20 protein-coding genes are annotated in these 16349 nt (G+C 45.2%); 8 read left to right on the top strand and 12 right to left on the bottom strand.

What is annotated here, in order from left to right:
* Positions 1–14: 14 nt before the first annotated feature.
* From OVA33_RS14520 to cdaS, 3 genes are all read right to left on the bottom strand, one after another.
* Positions 15–1256, bottom strand: coding sequence for a C40 family peptidase (locus tag OVA33_RS14520; RefSeq protein ID WP_017417970.1), 1242 nt, complete (start codon positions 1254–1256; stop codon positions 15–17).
* 322 nt (positions 1257–1578) lie between these two features.
* Positions 1579–2790, bottom strand: coding sequence for a macrolide family glycosyltransferase (locus OVA33_RS14515; protein ID WP_017417971.1), 1212 nt, complete (start codon positions 2788–2790; stop codon positions 1579–1581).
* A gap of 118 nt (positions 2791–2908) precedes the next feature.
* A complete protein-coding gene (cdaS, locus tag OVA33_RS14510) occupies positions 2909–3535 on the bottom strand; it encodes a sporulation-specific diadenylate cyclase CdaS (RefSeq protein WP_017417972.1) in 627 nt (208 codons plus the stop codon).
* A gap of 277 nt (positions 3536–3812) precedes the next feature.
* Between cdaS and OVA33_RS14505 the strand changes: the two genes are divergently transcribed.
* On the top strand, positions 3813–5174 hold the full coding sequence (locus OVA33_RS14505) for an MATE family efflux transporter (protein ID WP_014418126.1): 1362 nt from the start codon (positions 3813–3815) through the stop codon (positions 5172–5174).
* 13 nt (positions 5175–5187) lie between these two features.
* Complete coding sequence (locus tag OVA33_RS14500; protein WP_017417974.1) at positions 5188–6036, top strand: STAS domain-containing protein; 849 nt, start codon at positions 5188–5190, stop codon at positions 6034–6036.
* Positions 6037–6063: 27 nt separating this feature from the next.
* Here OVA33_RS14500 and bshB2 read toward each other — a convergent pair whose 3' ends face one another.
* The 4 genes from bshB2 to rarD all read right to left on the bottom strand — a co-directional run bounded on the left by bshB2 (position 6064) and on the right by rarD (position 8336).
* Positions 6064–6729 carry a bacillithiol biosynthesis deacetylase BshB2 gene (gene bshB2 / locus OVA33_RS14495; protein WP_007407961.1) on the bottom strand — a complete coding sequence of 222 codons (666 nt, stop codon included), beginning with the start codon at positions 6727–6729 and terminating at the stop codon, positions 6064–6066.
* A gap of 17 nt (positions 6730–6746) precedes the next feature.
* Positions 6747–7097, bottom strand: a complete 351-nt coding sequence (locus OVA33_RS14490; RefSeq protein ID WP_007611980.1) for a YojF family protein — start codon at positions 7095–7097, stop codon at positions 6747–6749.
* On the bottom strand, positions 7094–7372 hold the full coding sequence (locus tag OVA33_RS14485; RefSeq protein ID WP_017417975.1) for a hypothetical protein: 279 nt from the start codon (positions 7370–7372) through the stop codon (positions 7094–7096). The genes OVA33_RS14490 and OVA33_RS14485 overlap by 4 nt, the downstream gene beginning before the upstream one ends.
* Positions 7373–7439: 67 nt before the next feature.
* Positions 7440–8336 (bottom strand): EamA family transporter RarD, encoded by an 897-nt coding sequence (gene rarD, locus OVA33_RS14480; RefSeq protein ID WP_012117756.1) that lies wholly within the window; start codon positions 8334–8336, stop codon positions 7440–7442.
* A 97-nt stretch (positions 8337–8433) separates the two neighbouring features.
* Here rarD and OVA33_RS14475 point away from each other — a divergent pair, with 97 nt between their 5' ends.
* A complete protein-coding gene (locus tag OVA33_RS14475) occupies positions 8434–8898 on the top strand; it encodes a hypothetical protein (RefSeq protein ID WP_014418128.1) in 465 nt (154 codons plus the stop codon).
* A 35-nt stretch (positions 8899–8933) separates the two neighbouring features.
* Here OVA33_RS14475 and OVA33_RS14470 read toward each other — a convergent pair whose 3' ends face one another.
* Positions 8934–9173 (bottom strand): hypothetical protein, encoded by a 240-nt coding sequence (locus OVA33_RS14470; RefSeq protein ID WP_003153736.1) that lies wholly within the window; start codon positions 9171–9173, stop codon positions 8934–8936.
* Between the two features lie 202 nt (positions 9174–9375).
* On the opposite strand from OVA33_RS14470, the gene OVA33_RS14465 reads away from it, so the two are divergent.
* On the top strand, positions 9376–9765 hold the full coding sequence (locus tag OVA33_RS14465; protein WP_003153733.1) for a tautomerase family protein: 390 nt from the start codon (positions 9376–9378) through the stop codon (positions 9763–9765).
* Between the two features lie 52 nt (positions 9766–9817).
* Positions 9818–10186: a hypothetical protein gene (locus OVA33_RS14460; RefSeq protein ID WP_012117758.1), complete on the top strand. Its 369-nt coding sequence runs from the start codon at positions 9818–9820 to the stop codon at positions 10184–10186.
* Positions 10187–10225: 39 nt separating this feature from the next.
* Here OVA33_RS14460 and OVA33_RS14455 read toward each other — a convergent pair whose 3' ends face one another.
* Positions 10226–10567 carry a transcriptional regulator YodB gene (locus OVA33_RS14455; RefSeq protein WP_003153729.1) on the bottom strand — a complete coding sequence of 114 codons (342 nt, stop codon included), beginning with the start codon at positions 10565–10567 and terminating at the stop codon, positions 10226–10228.
* Between the two features lie 129 nt (positions 10568–10696).
* Here OVA33_RS14455 and OVA33_RS14450 point away from each other — a divergent pair, with 129 nt between their 5' ends.
* Positions 10697–11305 carry a nitroreductase family protein gene (locus OVA33_RS14450; protein WP_003153727.1) on the top strand — a complete coding sequence of 203 codons (609 nt, stop codon included), beginning with the start codon at positions 10697–10699 and terminating at the stop codon, positions 11303–11305.
* 43 nt (positions 11306–11348) lie between these two features.
* On the opposite strand, the gene OVA33_RS14445 is transcribed toward OVA33_RS14450, so the two are convergent.
* The gene (locus tag OVA33_RS14445) at positions 11349–11951 is read right to left on the bottom strand and encodes an alpha/beta hydrolase (RefSeq protein ID WP_025649771.1); all 603 of its coding nucleotides are present in this window, start codon (positions 11949–11951) and stop codon (positions 11349–11351) included.
* A gap of 2 nt (positions 11952–11953) precedes the next feature.
* Positions 11954–12877: a ring-cleaving dioxygenase gene (locus OVA33_RS14440; RefSeq protein WP_063636662.1), complete on the bottom strand. Its 924-nt coding sequence runs from the start codon at positions 12875–12877 to the stop codon at positions 11954–11956.
* A gap of 185 nt (positions 12878–13062) precedes the next feature.
* Between OVA33_RS14440 and OVA33_RS14435 the strand changes: the two genes are divergently transcribed.
* Together OVA33_RS14435 and OVA33_RS14430 are read left to right on the top strand one after the other, a co-directional pair.
* Positions 13063–13263 (top strand): DUF3311 domain-containing protein, encoded by a 201-nt coding sequence (locus tag OVA33_RS14435; RefSeq protein ID WP_003153716.1) that lies wholly within the window; start codon positions 13063–13065, stop codon positions 13261–13263.
* Positions 13263–14753 carry a sodium:solute symporter family protein gene (locus OVA33_RS14430; protein WP_012117763.1) on the top strand — a complete coding sequence of 497 codons (1491 nt, stop codon included), beginning with the start codon at positions 13263–13265 and terminating at the stop codon, positions 14751–14753. Before OVA33_RS14435 ends, OVA33_RS14430 begins: the two co-directional genes overlap by 1 nt.
* A 33-nt stretch (positions 14754–14786) precedes the next feature.
* Here OVA33_RS14430 and OVA33_RS14425 read toward each other — a convergent pair whose 3' ends face one another.
* On the bottom strand, positions 14787–16262 hold the full coding sequence (locus OVA33_RS14425) for a glycoside hydrolase family 30 protein (protein ID WP_017417979.1): 1476 nt from the start codon (positions 16260–16262) through the stop codon (positions 14787–14789).
* Between the last annotated feature and the right edge of the window lie 87 nt (positions 16263–16349).

The following is a 16349-nucleotide window of genomic DNA, read 5'->3' as shown; positions in this document are numbered from 1 at the left end:
CCGAAAGGCTTTTTTTAAAAATAACTGCGCGCTCCTAAATACGCTTTTTTCCAATACGGATTGCTTAAGTTTGAAACTTCAACCCCGGAGGAGCTTGCGTGAATAAAATCTCCTCCGCCCAAATACATTCCCATATGAGAAGGGCCCGCTTTATATGTCGTAAAGAAGACAAAGTCGCCTGCTGACGGCTGGCTGATATGTTTCATCGTATTCCAATATCCGGCCGTGCTCAGACGGGAAACAGAGGTTACCTTATTTAAAAGGTAATAGATGTAACCGCTGCAATCGAAGCCCGCAGGCGTATTGCCTCCCCAGCGGTAAGGCACGCCGACATGTTTTTTCGCCTCGCCTATCATTCTGTCAATCTTTGACCCTGTCACCGGAGGTTCGGGAGTATTCGGCTTGTTTGGCTTTGCCGGTTTGTTATCCGGCTGCCGCACAGGATCTTCTGTTTTTCCCGTTCCGTTAATCACCAGAACTTGTCCGATTTGAAGCACATCAGTTGTCAATTTATTTTTTTCTCTGATGAGCTGAGCGGTGATGCCGAACCGATTAGCAATTTTCCAGAGGGAATCGCCTGCTTTTACTTTGTAAGTGGATGGCTTCTCAGAAGGGTTTGAATGAGATGGCGGTGTTGTGCCGCTGTTTCCGTTATGTGAAGAACCTTTGATCTTTAATACTTGATTCGGATACAGCATGTCTGATGTTAATTGATTCAGCTTTTTCAGTTCGGCGATGGTGACGCCGGTTTGATTGGCGATTTTCCACAGCGAGTCACCCGGCTTCACAGTGTAAGTCCCTGATGCGCCTTTATCAGGCTTTGTCTGTCTGCCGCCTCCGTCCGTGCCGCCGGCAGACCCTTTAATTTTCAGTTTCTGGCCGGGATAGATGACATCTGAACTCAAACGGTTCAGGCTTCTCAGCTCAGAAACGCTCATTTTGTATTTTTTTGCGATCACCCATAATGAGTCTCCGTATGTAACTGTGTAAGCACCCGTGCTTCGTTTTCCTTTTTGACCCGTTTTATGTGTGCCGCTGCCGTCAGGAATGTGCAGCCGCTGTCCGGGATGGAGTATCGTTGATTTCAGTTTATTTTCCGCCTGCAGGGCTGAAATACTTGTATGATATTGCCGGGAAAGCTTCCAAAGAGAGTCGCCGCTTTTTACTTGAATGGTTTTTGCTTCAGCGGGATGCACGGCGAAGGTTGAAGTCATTACTGCAGATACAGCCAGTCCGGCTGCGATTTTTTTCTTCATATAACGAAAAACCTCCTATTTATCATTGCTGAAAGGGACGTTCCTTTTCTTTGGACGCCGCCTGTTATGCAGGATTCATTCAGAAGTCGACATTAATTCCGATTCATTTGGCCTTAGATCATCACCAATGCCACACATTTTACATAAATTGAGAACATTTAACAAAAGACTTTAGAATCATTTTCATAACATGGCTTTTTTCCGCGACATTCCACCTTTCTTGTCTGTTTTTCATACAATTCTCTTTACGGCGTGAAAAATCCTCCCGAAAAACAATCAAAAAAAGCCCGCTTCCTTTAAAGGAAGCGGGTGACGGCTGTGATTACAGAACCCGGGTCTCGGCAGTTTTCACGTCTTCTGCTATCAATTCCGCTGCACGCTGTGCTCCGCCGGCCGCTTTCAGGGATTCTCCGATTTCAGAAGCTTTTGTCTGATATTCAGGATTTTCGCTCAATTCTTTTATTGCTTCAGTGAGCAGTTCCGCTGTTACATCTTCTTTTTTAAACATCTTGCCCGCGCCCGTGTTTTCCACTTGGCTTCCGACGGCGAACTGATCTGCGCCCATCGGAATGACGATCATCGGGGTTTTGTAGTAAAGCCCTTCGCTCGTACTGTTCATTCCGCCGTGAGTGATAAATAAGTCCGCTCTCTTCAGGATCTCAAGCTGCGGAACATAAGGCTTTACAATGACATTCTCAGGAATTTCATCAAGCTCCGCCGGATCAAGATGTTTGCCGATTGACATGACGGCTTTTCCGTTAAAGTTTCTGGCCGCTTTTAAGCATTTATTAAACAATTCCTTCTGATTGTTAAAAATCGTGCCCATGGAAATAAACAGGACGTTTTCTCCTTCAAGCTGTTCAAACGGGAAATCTTGAGCCGCCGCCCTTTCGGTTATGGACGGACCGACAAAGAGATAAGATTCGCCAAACTCTTCTTCTTTCGGCTGAAACGCTCTTGAAGTAAACACGATGGTTTTTCTGCCGTCATTTGAGAAAATATCATACGGCGTTTTAATGTCTGCGCTGAATTCTTCATTGAGCCGGCTGACCGCTTCGGTATAAGCCGGATAATGAGATGATTCCTCTGATACAAGGTTTGTATTTGAAAACACTTCTTTAATAAATGCTTCATTCATTGCAAATGTCGTACAAAGTGAATATGCCGGCAGTTTCAGCTGGTTTCTCACGAGCCTTCCTGCCAGAAAATGATGATCATACAGGATGTAGTCGTAGGATTCATCCTTTACTTCTTCAAGAATACGGAGAGCGGCTTTTTTGGAAGTCTCAATCATTAATAGTAAAAACTCGGTAGCGTCCCGCTGTTCATCACCCGTTGCGTTTTTTCCGAATTCATCTTTTCGGAAATCTTCATATTCACGGAATTCCGCTCCGCTTGACGCGATTTTGTTCTCATATTCCTTCACGCCGTAATATACGACATGTTCCCCTTTTGCCTTCAGTTCTTTTACGACTCCTAAAGACGGATTGATATGGCCTTCTCCCGGAAAGCCGATCATCAATACATTTGCCATCTTTCCACTCCCTATTCTTTTAAATTTTATGTATATTTAAACGATAACATCAATACAGAAAAAGGTAAAGATGTTCACCTTATTAATATTAAATGGGTACAATATTCCCATTTTCTTATTATTTCGTATGAAGCGCCCGCGGCGAAACAAGCGGATACAGTCCGCCGTCTTTAGCAAAGGACATTTTTCCCGTTTCTTCTGAAACAACGAGCACGAGTGCATCAGTCACGGCCGAAAGTCCCATCGCGGCCCTGTGGCGCGTCCCGTATTTGAGATCGACATGTTTTGTTGTGAGCGGAAGCACATTGGCTGCTGATACAACCCGGTTTTCTCTGACCAATACGGCTCCGTCGTGAAGCGGATTGCCGGGATAAAAAATACTCTCAATTAAAGCTGAACTGATCTCGGCATGCAGGCTGGTCCCTTTTTGTATTATTCCGTCCAGCGGATCTGCACGTTCAATCACAATCAGCGCTCCGTGTTTTTCTTCCGCCAGATGCTGCACGGCCCTCGCCAGCTCTGTATAGGAAGGCGTAAAATGTTCGATATATGACTGCAGGTAAAACGACGAAGCGACAGCCTGCATTTCCTGAAACGTATGTCCCAGTTCATCTAATTCGCAAAGAAGGCATTGGTCTTTTTCATCCAATGTCCGCAGTATCATTCCGGCATCCTCTGTAATTTGTTTCAAATACGTTTGAACGGCAGCGGTAAACGCGCTTTCCGTCATTTGAGTGTGGCGCATGTCACATCAGCTCCTTTCCCCTATTTTCTGCATCGCGCGCATGGATATGCGCCGCTGTGTGCACCATAATCATGAAAGGAGGCGCACATCATATGGAATTCGCACGGCTGATGCAATATATCTGCACCTTTTTAGGGGTCATTTCACTTTCATTCATTTATGCCAAGATGTTTAAAAAGCCGAAACCGGACAAAAAAGAGTAGGCCGGCTTTCATTGCTTTTTATACATAAAATGTTATAATTTCTCTCGTTAAAATAAAGAAACGGGGAACCTAACTTGAGAGAAACGAACACGATCGGCCAAAAGGTCAGACAGCTGTTACATATCTTCATTCCGATTTTAATCACACAGGCGGGCCTTTCCCTGATCACCTTTTTGGATACGGTGATGTCAGGGAAAGTGAGCGCTGCCGATTTAGCCGGGGTTGCAATCGGTTCAAGCCTGTGGACGCCGGTTTATACGGGCCTTGCAGGAATATTAATGGCCGTTACGCCCGTTGTTTCGCAGCTGTTTGGAGCCGGCAGACAAAAGGAAGTGCCGTTTTCCGTCATCCAGGCCGTTTATGTAGCGGCCGTTCTCAGTGCGGCGGTTATCCTGATCGGCTTTTTCACCGTTGATATGATCTTGGGACATTTGGGCCTGGAACCTCGTGTCCGGACGATCGCAAAACACTTTTTAGGCTTTTTATCCCTCGGTATTTTTCCTTTGTTTGTGTACACCGTTTTGCGCTCGTTTATTGATGCACTCGGCAAAACGCGAGTCACAATGCTTATTACGCTTTGCTCATTGCCTATTAATTTTGTTTTAAATTATGTATTTATTTTCGGGAAATTCAACATGCCGGCATTGGGCGGAGTCGGTGCGGGGCTCGCTTCTGCCCTGACTTACTGGTGTATTTGCGCCATCAGCTTTTTTATCGTCTGCAGATTTGAGCCGTTTGCCGGGTACTCTGTATTTCGGAAACTGTACCGTTTTTCTCCGTCTGAATGCAGAAAACTTTTGAAAATCGGTTTACCTATCGGTTTTGCGGTATTTTTTGAAACGAGCATTTTTGCGGCTGTCACACTGCTTATGAGCCATTTTCAGACGGTGACGATTGCAGCCCACCAGGCGGCAATGAATTTTGCCTCCCTCTTGTATATGCTGCCGCTCAGCGTATCCATGGCCATGACCATTTTAGTCGGCTTTGAAGCAGGCGCAAATCGCTATAGAGATGCCCGCTCATACAGCTATATCGGGATCGTGATGGCGCTTAGTTTTTCTTTATGCACGGCGGCTTTCATTTTACTGTTCAGGCCGCAAATCGCCGGAATGTATACATCAGATCCGGCGGTGCTCATGTTGACGCAGCACTTTTTAATCTATGCGCTGTTTTTCCAGCTTTCTGATGCCGTAGCAGCTCCGATACAAGGCGCTCTGAGAGGATATAAGGATGTCAACTATACACTCGGCGCGGCTTTTGTTTCGTATTGGATTATCGGGCTTCCGCTCGGTTACGCAGTCGGCACTTATACGGGCCTCGGGGCATACGGCTACTGGATCGGGTTAATTGCAGGACTTGCCGCAGGAGCTGTCGGTTTATTCTTCAGACTGATGAAACTGCAAAAGCGTTATGTGAAAAAAATGATGATTTTATAAAGGAGGAGCAGCAATGCCAAAACATAAACTGCTGTACGATTATTTAACTGAACGGGCGGAGGACATCAGTCAGACATGGTTTGATACGCTTCATGAAACGGATCCTGATTCTGTTTATGCTTCTACTGACCCGGCTGTACTCACAAATCTGAAAAAACAAAATCTGGCGTTTAATTATCAGCTCAATCGGATTTTTTCTGAAGAGAAGGAAGTATATACAGCGGCCTTGGAAAAGTGGGCGTTTAAAGCCGCACGGGATAAAGAACATTTAAAAACTCCCATCCATTATATTATTCGCGAGTTTATCAGAGTTCGTGATTTGTATGTCGGCCATGTCAAGCAGTTTACCAGACTTCATTCGGACACCGTGACAGAAGAAGATGCCGAAGATATATTCCATACGCTGATCAAATCGTTTGATGTGGTCATTCATATTTTCATAGAGGAAATGTATAAAAACACAAACATTCAGCTTGAAGCGCAAAAAGAATTGATCACCGAGCTGAGCTCGCCGGTAATTGTGCTTTTTGACAATGTCGGACTGCTGCCGCTGATCGGGGATATTGACACGGCAAGAGCCAAAATGATTTTGGAGAATACGCTGCACCAGTGTTCAGAGAAGCGCATCACGCAGCTGTACATTGATTTATCAGGTGTAGCCATGATTGATACGATGGTTGCCCAACAGCTTTTCACCTTAATTGAATCACTCGGAATGCTCGGCGTGAAAGCGACATTATCCGGAATCCGTCCTGAAATCGCCCAAACCGCGGTGCAGCTCGGACTGAGTTTTTCAAATTTATCAATACGGTCTTCGCTTGCGGAAGCGATCGCTTCCGATCTGACACAAAAAAAGGGATAAGGCATTTCAGCCTTATCCCTTTTTTTATCAGTCTTTCCACGGATATGTCCAATACACTTCTTCTTCAAACCATGTCTGAAGAACCGGCTCGTTATTTTTTATTTTTTCTTCCAGCTCTCTCAGCATGCCTTCCGTTTGGGTGCGGTGCGCTTTTAAGGCATTCATTTTAATATCGGCAACCTCTTTAATATCAAGAATGACATCAGGCTTGCCGACGGCTTCCTCCCTGTTGCGGGTGATTGCCATGCAAAGCGTGCGCGGGCGGTCCTCTTTTTTCTTTCTGTAAAGCGCTCTGATGACCGCTTCGCCGCATGCATCATGATCCGGATGGACGCCGTGCTCCGGATAGAATGTGACAATCAGACTCGGTTTTACATCGTCGATAATCTCTTCCATCATATCCGCGAGCCACTCGTCATCTTCAAATTCAAGTGTTTTATCACGAAGCCCGAGCATTCTCAGGTCAGTAACGTCCATTGCTTTGCATGCGTCAATCAGCTCTTGCTTTCTTAACAGCGGCAGTGTTTCACGGTTCGCGAAAAAAGGGTCTCCCATGTTTCGGCCCATTTCGCCAAGCGTTGCGCATGCATACGTAACGGGAATATCTTTTTGTCTGTGTAAAGCAATCAGCCCTGCCACTCCGTATGATTCATCATCAGGGTGAGGCAGGATGACGAGTACATGTTCTTTCATGATTTTCACCCTTTTCTTTAAACTGTAAACGGCTTTTCGCTGATTTGAAGCGAAATCGCCAATTTTCCGCCCGGCAGATGCCCTGCCATTAACAGACGGTCTTCGTCATCTACTGTATACTCAGTCAGACCTTCTGCGTAAATCCAGCCCTCTTCTGTTTTCAAACCGACGCGGTACGGGCCGTTTCCTTTGATTTTCGCCTGATGGTACGTCACTTTTGCATTGCGTATATAGGCTACAACCGTCATGTTTTTCTCATTCAGATGCGCTGAATAAGAACCGGTCGTTGTTTCCAAATGGATATATACAGGACGATCGGCATATCGCTCTAAAGAAGTTTGCACATCTTCTTTTATGATCGCTTTCATAGCTGCTCCCCTCTTTCTTCTTTTAAAAATTGCAAACGCTTCGTATGTAGTTCAACCAATTCATATTTCTCAATCGGCCGCAGCCGGGAATCTACAATTCGCTGCACCGCCAGAGCAAACTTTTCCTCGGGTGACTTCCGGAGCCTCGGATGTGTTCTTTGATCAAGCAGTTCAAGATCAATTGCCTTCTCCGCTTCTTCAAGAGTTGAAGCCGGGAGAGTGCGGTTATTCCACAGTGTCTGATAGGCTTTTGCTATGTCTTTATCAGTGCCCATTGTACAGCTCCTTTACATACTCGTAATGATTATACATAATTTAAGCTATCGCTGGAAAGCGAAAGGCTTAGCGGCTTTTTATCGGCCGCTTCCATTTGATCTGTGAAAAGGTAAACAAAAGCAATGCTGCCCATATACAAATGAAGGTAAACGCTTTTTGCCCGGAAAACGGTTCATGATACACAAATACGCCGAGCATAAGGGTAATGGTCGGCGCTATATATTGCAAAATGCCGACTTGATACAGCGGCAGACGCTTTGCCCCCTCCGCAAACAGTAACAGCGGCAGGGCCGTAAATACGCCTGCGAAAAATAGGAGCGCCCATGTTCCTGCCCCCAAGGACCCGGAAGTGCTCCCGTCAGCTGTATATCCTAAATAAATAAGTGCAGCCGGGGTAATCAAAAGCGTCTCCAGCGTCAGTCCGATCGTGCTGGACATGCGGGTTCTTTTTTTACATAAGCCGTACAGGCCGAAGCTGAATGCAAGCAGCAATGCGATATAAGGAACCGCGCCATATTGAAACGCAGATATGATCACGGCCGCCCCGGCAATAGAAACGGCTGCTGTTTGCATCTTGTTAAGCTTTTCTTTTAAGAATAGGATGCCCAAAAGAACGGAAACGAGCGGATTAATGTAGTACCCGAGACTTGCTTCAAGCAAAAAGCCGTGATTGACGGCCCATATGTACACAAACCAATTAACGGAAATTAAAACGGAAGCGAAAAAAAGCGCCAGCAGGCCCCCTTCCGATTTCAAAAGACGCAGTTCACGCCATCCGGTTTTCCACTTCTTAAGCACAGTTAAAAGCACACACATAAAAACAAATGACCATAAAATCCGGTGAGCTAAAATGTCCAATGCGGGTATTTGTTCAAGAAGTTTCCAATAGACCGGAAACAGCCCCCACATGGCGAAAGAACAAGCGGTATAAATGATTCCTTTTCTTGCGTTATTCCCTTGCACGGCCTTCCCCTTCCTTTCTGTAAACAGATTATATTATATCACGGGATGCTTCCGGCGGGCATATACTATGTTGTCCGTTAAGAAAGGGTGAGATGCCGTGTTTGATTGGAACAGATATTTTCCCTTCCAAAATCAGTTCTCTAAAGAAACGTTTAAAAATGCTGATCCGAAAGATGTCGAGACATATGTCAACCGAGTGATGGAAAGCGTATTCGGCGCCGGTTATGCCGGACAGTTCCCTTTTCGCGACCCAATGTCCAAAAAGGCCGATCCGGTCGAAGCGGAACCGCCCAAGCCGGAAATTGACCTGTTTGAAACATCCGATCATGTTTTTGCGAAAATTCCCGCAGAACAAGAGGAACTCGACCGTATCAGGATTAAGCATACGTCACACAGCCTCGTTGTAGAGAACAGCAGTCTGGGAGAAGGAAAAAAAGAAATCATCCTTCCGAGCCTCGTCAAACGGAAAGGAACAAAAGCAGTCTATAAAGACGGGATGATTGAAGTTATGTTTTCAAAACAGGAAGACTACAATTTATCGGAAGTGGAGATTTTAAGATAAAAAAAACGGCCCGCGCGATGCAGGCCGTTTTTTCTTTAATAAAATGGCGGATAACCGCCGGCTCCCGGACCGAAACCGCCGTATGGGACGCCTCCGTATCCGTAACCGGCGAACCCGTACGGATAGCGGGGTCTTGTAAAACCTGTGGCAATTACGCCTCCGAGAAGACCGCCTAAAAATCCGCCGAATAAAGGAGCGCCGAACAAAAAAGGACTTCTCGCCGGAAATCCGGCAGGACCGAAATTCCCGCGATACAATGCATGACGAGGGTACATGTTTTTCCTCCTTTATGTCTGCCTATTCTTAAGCGTATTCATAAAATGAGGAAATTGATTGGGCGATTGTAACAACATGTGCCTCTCTCTGATATTGCATTAACGTATAAATATTTTGGTTATAATTTGATTACATTTTGATTAACTGTTATACTTTTTTACAAGTTGCGACATTATAAAAAACCATCAGGGGGAATAAAATATGCCATTACTTCGTTTTGACGTTATTGAAGGCCGGGATGACGCAGCATTAAAAAAATTACTGGATACCGCCCATTACGCCATGGTTAAAGCTTTTGACGTCCCTGTAACGGACCGTTATCAGATCGTTCACCAGCATCGGCCTCATGAGCTTATCATTGAAGATACCGGGCTCGGTTTCAAAAGAAGCAAAGATCTTGTCATCATCAGCATTGTCAGCAAAGCGCGCACCGAACATCAAAAAGAAACATTATATCAACTGATGGCTGATCAGCTTAAAACAGAATGCGGCATATCACCCGAGGACGTCATGATTTCCATTACAGAAAACGGGAACGCCGATTGGAGCTTCGGGCTTGGTGAGGCTCAGTTTTTAACCGGCAAACTGTAAAAGGCCTCCCCGCTTGTTCTGAATGATTGCAAATTGAATAAAAGAGGGATGTATGTTGGTTAGTGAGTTGTACCCTTGTTTGATATGCGGATTTAAAGGATTAGAGACAAGTCCCGTTTATAACGGCGAATATCAAAAAACATTTGATATTTGCCCCTGCTGCGGGTTTGAATTCGGCTACAGTGAGGACCATGACGTAAGCTTAGGGTTTATTGTAACGCCTGATCATTTAATTGAAGCGGCATTTCAGTTATACCGGAAACAGTGGATTGAGGGGGGAATGAAACTATTTTCTCCAAATGATGTTCCGGCGGAATGTAAAAATGATCATTTCCTTACATTCGATGCTTTATTAAAGCAATTAAAAGGCTTGAACCTCAATCTGAACAATTTTGATATTAATGGTTTTTATGACGAGTAAACATTATTATTAAGAAAAGGCTGCCTTGGGCAGCCTTTGTTATTCATCACATGTGTCGTTGGCAGATCCCCCGGGCTCGCAAAAACTGTCTGCCCATTTTTGCATTTCCTGAAAAACGGCTTGCAGGGCCATGCCTTTATCAGTCAGTTTATAAATGACTTTGACAGGTGTTTCAGGCAGCACCTGACGCTCGACGATTTCATTTTGTTCCAGCTCTTTGAGCCGCTCCGCGAGCATTTTTTGGCTGATTGTCGGTATCGTTTCGGTCATATCTTTAAATCGTTTCGGCCCGTCCATCAGTACATGGATAATGAGGCCGTTCCAGCGCTTTCCCAAAAGGGAAAAAGCGGATTCCATTTTAGGACACATTGTATATCCCACGTGAGTTCATCCCTTCATCTATGAATTGACAAGTTTTTTGTGATCCATTAAAATTAGTTTTCGAGTTACATTTAGTAAGCTTCTAACTTTTCTATTATGATAACACGTTTATCCGAAGGAGGAAACATGATGACATCCGTATTAGACGTTTTAAAGGAACGCGCATCTGTTAAAGAATACGATAAAGACGCGGTCATTACAAAAGAGGAATTAACAGAACTCCTTGAAATCACAACGCAAGCGCCTTCCGCCTGGAACCTTCAGCATTGGCATTTTCAAGTCTTTCACAGTGATGAAGCAAAAGCTGCCCTGCTTCCGGTTGCTTTTAATCAAAAACAGATTATTGATTCATCAGCAGTTATTGCCGTATTAGGCGATTTAAAAGCAAATGAAAATGGTGAAGACGTTTATGCTGAACTGGCTGAGCAAGGCAATATCACAGAAGAGATTAAACAAACGCTTTTAGGCCAGATTAACGGCGCATACCAAAATGATCAGTTTGCCCGTGATTCAGCATTTTTAAACGCTTCTTTAGCAGCGATGCAGCTGATGCTTGCCGCTAAAGCAAAAGGCTACGACACTTGCGCGATCGGCGGATTCAATAAAGAGCAATTCGTTAAGGAATTCGACGTGAGCGAGCGTTTCGTGCCCGTCATGCTGATTTCAATCGGCAAAGCCGTTAAGCCGGCGCATAAAAGCAACCGGCTGCCTGTATCTAAAGTGTCAACTTGGCTGTAAGATGAAAGAAACCCTTAGTCCGCTTAAGCAGACTAAGGGTTTTTTATAGGAATCGCTCACTGTACCAGGTTCTTGCCTGCTCTGCTTCCTGCTGTGTGAGCTGATGACCGCCCTCCTGCCAAACAAGAGAAACGGATGCATGAGCATCTGTCAGATACTGATAAAGCTCCTCCGATTCTTCTTTTGTACATAGGGGATCGCGTTTTCCCGCACCGATAAACACAGGCATCCCTTTCATATCAGGCAGCTTCACTCCGCGTATCGGCACCATCGGATGATGCAGAACCGCTCCTTTCAGTACATCTTTATAATGAAACAAAAGACTTGCTGCAATATTGGCGCCGTTTGAATAGCCGGCAGCAATCACGTTTTCTCTGCTGAATCCGTACATTTGCGCCGCTTCATCAATAAAATTCTTTAATTCTTCCGTCCGTTCAATTAAATCTTTCTCGTCAAATACGCCTTCTTTCAGCCGCTTAAAAAAACGGGGCATGCCGTTTTCCGACACTGATCCTCTGACCCCGAGCAAACTTGCTTTCGGATCGATAAAACGTCCGAGCGACAGAAGATCATGTTCATTTCCCCCCGTTCCGTGCAAAAGCAGCAGAACATTTTCTGACGTCCCCTGTTCAAACACATGTTTCATCATCATTCTCCTTTCTCCATTTTGGGCAGAACAGCTGTAATCTGGCTGCGATGCTCTTCCAGCCATTCCGGAAGCTTCAGCTCTGTTCCGAGATTTTCAAAGGATTCATCCGTCATAAAGCCCGGTTCATCGGTTGCCATTTCAAATAAAATGCCGCCGCTTTCTCTGAAATAGATTGAAGTAAAGTAAGACCTGTCAAGAATGTCAGATGAAGCAAGATGAGAAGCAGCAAGAATGTCCTTCCACTCCGCCTGCTCTTTTTCGGTAGTGCGGAAAGCGACATGATGGACTGTCCCGTAACCGCCGATACCTGCTTCTTTCGGCGCGAGATCAACATCTATAATATGTCCGATCCGGACCTCCGATTGCAGCCTGACAATCTGATTTTCTTCTCCTGTCTTTGAATAACCGAAGCGTTCTATGAGAAATTGAATGGTTGCTTCAGGACGGTACGAGTACAAAAGAACACCTCTCATGCCTGTGATCGCTTCTTTTTCAGTAATGCCCGAAGGCGTCCATTCACTCTGTCCGCTTCTTTCATCTTCCATTATGGCAAGCGGCAGGTCTTCTGTATCATTAAAGAGAAGCACTTGTTCAGACAGTATGATCTGCTCTTTTACAGACAAGCCGTTTTCTTCAAGCCGGCGCTTCCAAAACGCGAGTGCTCCTTTCGGCACGGAGAAATAAATTCTTCCGGCCTGCCCTTTTCCCACGGTTCCCGGGCGGCTTCCCTGAAAAGGAAAAAATGTAATGATCGTGCCCGGCTCTCCGTTTTGGTTGCCGAAATAAAAGTGGTAAGTGGCCGGGTCGTCAAAATTAACGGTTTTTTTAACGAGCCGCAAACCCAGCACTTCAGTATAAAACCGAAGATTTTCAGCAGGATCTTTTGCAAATGCGGTAACATGGTGCAATCCTTGTGTCTTCAATGTATTCACTCCTAAATATCTTGATTTCGAGATATTAACTATTCTAATTTAATATGAATGAAGATGCAACTAAAGTGTTTCAGTTAAAAAAGTAATAGAATTCTTTTTTTTCTGAAAAATATCTTGTGATCTTTTCTGACACCTGCTATGATAAGGAGCATTATCAAGTTTCAGGAGGAAAGTAAATGGTCAGAAAAGCACTAATTTTCGTTCTCATCTTAATCCCTTTCAGCCAGCTGGCCCTGCTGTCAGTCGCTAATCGGGTTCATCCGATCATTATCGGGCTGCCTTTTTTTCATTTCTGGCTGCTTTTATGGATCGCAGTCACTCCATTATGTTCGTTTCTTATTTATAGGCTGCAGAAGAAACAAGGAGGACTGGACTGATGCCCGCAAATATAACAGCATTGATCATTACAGCCGTCATCGTTTTAACCGTTGTCTGCATCGGCTTTATAGCCGGGAGAGACAAATCATCACGCACTTCTGTTGAGGAATGGTCTGTCGGCGGCAGACGGTTCGGGGGGCTCCTCGTCTGGTTTTTAGTCGGCGCGGATCTCTATACGGCTTATACGTTTTTAGGCTTAACAAGCACAGCCTACACAGGGGGAAGCGTTGCTTTTTTTGCAATCCCGTATTCTGTTTTGGCGTATTTTATCGCTTATTTCTTTCTGCCGAAGCTGTGGAAAGTGGCAAAAATACACAAATTAACGACGCTTGCCGATTATGCCCGTGAGCGTTTTGACAGTAAACTTTTGGCCAGTCTTGTCGCGATTGTCGGCGTTCTTATGCTCATTCCTTATATTTGTCTCCAGCTGAGCGGAATTCAAGATACGCTTCAGGTGGCCGGAACGGGTGTCATTAATGTCAATATGGTCGTCATCATCTCTTTTATTCTTGTAGCGCTGTATACTTTTTTCAGCGGAATTAAAGGGCCGACGTTTACGGCGATTATTAAAGACATTCTCGTGTGGGTGATTATGCTGTTTATGGTCGTCTCACTCCCGCTGATCCATTTTCACGGCTGGACGCCGATGATTCACACTTTGGCTGAAAAAGCGCCGCAAATGCTGACGATCCCGGACTCGGGGCCGAAAGGAATTCCTTGGTTTATCACAGCTTCCATCGTATCTGCGCTGGCGCTCTTTATGTGGGCGCATGCGGCAACCGGCGTATTTACGGCAAAAAGCGCAGATGCCGTCCGCAAAAACAGCATGTTTCTGCCGCTTTATAATATTGTTTTGATTCTTGTTATTTTTCTCGGCTTTATCGCGTTTCTTGTCCTGCCGGAAGATACCAATCCGCGGCTCGCTTTATTGAAGCTGATTCAAACGTCTTACGGCGGAGTCGCGCAGGGCTTTGCTTACTCCACGATTGCCCTTGCGTCATTGATTCCCTGCTCTATCATGGCCATCGGAGCATCAAACTTATTTGCGAATAACTTATATCGGGATTTGATTCACCCGAATGTGTCACCAAGCAAGCTGACGATGATCACCCGTTCAATGGTATTTGTCGTCATCGGGCTCGCGCTTTTATTCGGCATGCTGTTCCCGACTGCGCTCGTTACCCTTCAGCTTCTCGGTGTTTCCGGCATGGTTCAGATCTTTCCGGCTATCGCCGTCAGTCTGTTTTGGAAGAATCAAACGAAAGAAGCGACAATTATCGGTCTTCTCGTCGGTCTTATCGTGACATTCACGGTAAATATCACCCAATCCGCCCACGGTATATATGAAGGCTTTTGGGGTTTGACCGCTAACATGGCAGCCGTTATTATTCTTAACCCGTTTTTTGTAAAAAAAGCGGCTTCAAACGCCGTCAAAGACGGTTTATTTAATAAAGCGCCTTCTGATCAACTGAACCAAAAAGGCGCTTAACAGAAAGAAGCCGGCACGTAAATGTGCCGGTTTTTACTTTTTTTGCTTCCATTTGTAGGTAGCCACGGTTTTAGCCGGGATGACGGCTTCAAACTGCCGATTTTCTGAAACGACATGGAATTTTTGGTCGGCGGATGTCTGGTTGATTACGACTGTCACAATGGATTGATCAGGATTAAGGAACGATACATTCGAGACTGTGTTTTTGGAGCCGTAATTACTTTCTATCCGCTTTGCTCCCCGGTCGATAAATTTTGAAAAGTTGCCTGTCATATGAAAGATCGGGATATTCCAATAGCGGTCAGGGTTTTTAGCATCCTGAATAAACAGCGTCGGGTCTGGGGTGCCTATCCAATGATGCGTCTTGATTTGACTGTCGAGCATCGTCACCCACGCATTGTAGCTCGACGCGCCGTTGCGGAAATACTGCGCGATCCGGTCCGCCCCTGCCGTCCCCCAGACAGACCGCTCCGTTAAGTGAATAGATTGATCAGGATATCTCTTTCCGATCTCCGACATGACGGAAAGGTCACCGTCATAATCGTGAAAAGCGATGCCGTCTGCCGCCCGGTTTCCTTTTTTATCATCTAAAATCGGCGGAATATAGTTCCACGCCCCGCTCGCATTGTGATCATAAATCCAAATTTTCGTGTCAATTACGTGTTTTTTCATTTCTTTTTTTAAGGCCAGTGCCAGTTTGCGCTGCTGAGACGGCGGCATATACATGCTCGGATAGTCGATTTCCAGCAAAGGTTCATTTTGAAGGGTCATGGCATAAATCGGAATTCCTTGCTTTTCGTACGCCTCAATAAATTTGCGGAAGTAAACGGCCAGTTCGCCGATATATTTATCTTTCAGCTTTCCCCGCTTAAGGTTTTCATTCGTTTTCATCCAAGCCGGCGGGCTCCACGGTGAGGCAATGATTTTCAGTTCCGGATTTATCTCCAGCGCTTCCTTGATGGTTGCTGTAATGTGTAAATCAATATCCTTTTGGATCGAGAAATGACGGAGCTTAGGATCTGTTTGCCCTTCAGGCATATCATCATACGTATAAAATTCCTGTGCCGTAAAATCAGATGTCCCGATCGTTATACGCATAACGTCCATGCCGATACCATCTTTGGGATCAACCAGTTTTTTCAGCACTTCTTTTCTTTTTGCGGGTGTCATTTTTGATAAATTATGGATTGTGGATTCTTCCAGGGACGATCCTACGCCTAACACACTTTGATAGCGGCGCGACGGATCAATATACACGGCGGCGGAGTCAGAAGTCTTCTTTTTTGTCAATGTAAGCGGTGTTTGTTCGTCTAAGGCGTATTTCACTTCCTGCGGCCCGTCATACCACGTACGGGAAGCCGGATCTTTTTCAGAACTGAACCACACCCTTACTTTGTTTTTGTCTGAAGCCTTCCGATCAGCCGCATACACTTCGGTCATGCTGCTTGATATGAAAAAGAAAAACATAAGAAAAACCAGCGTCATGTGCAGACCTTTTTTAAAAAACATGAGCCACCATCCCTTTCCTTATTTTTATAAGCGATCCTAAATGAAAAGCCGGACAGTCACCTCCTTCCCGCTTGAATGAATACGCTT

It is taken from the genome of Bacillus sp. KICET-1, from assembly GCF_027721405.1.
In the GTDB taxonomy this organism is placed as follows: domain Bacteria; phylum Bacillota; class Bacilli; order Bacillales; family Bacillaceae; genus Bacillus; species Bacillus velezensis.
The sequence above is the reverse complement of the archived record's forward strand: the minus strand, read 5'-3'. Positions and strand labels throughout refer to the sequence as shown.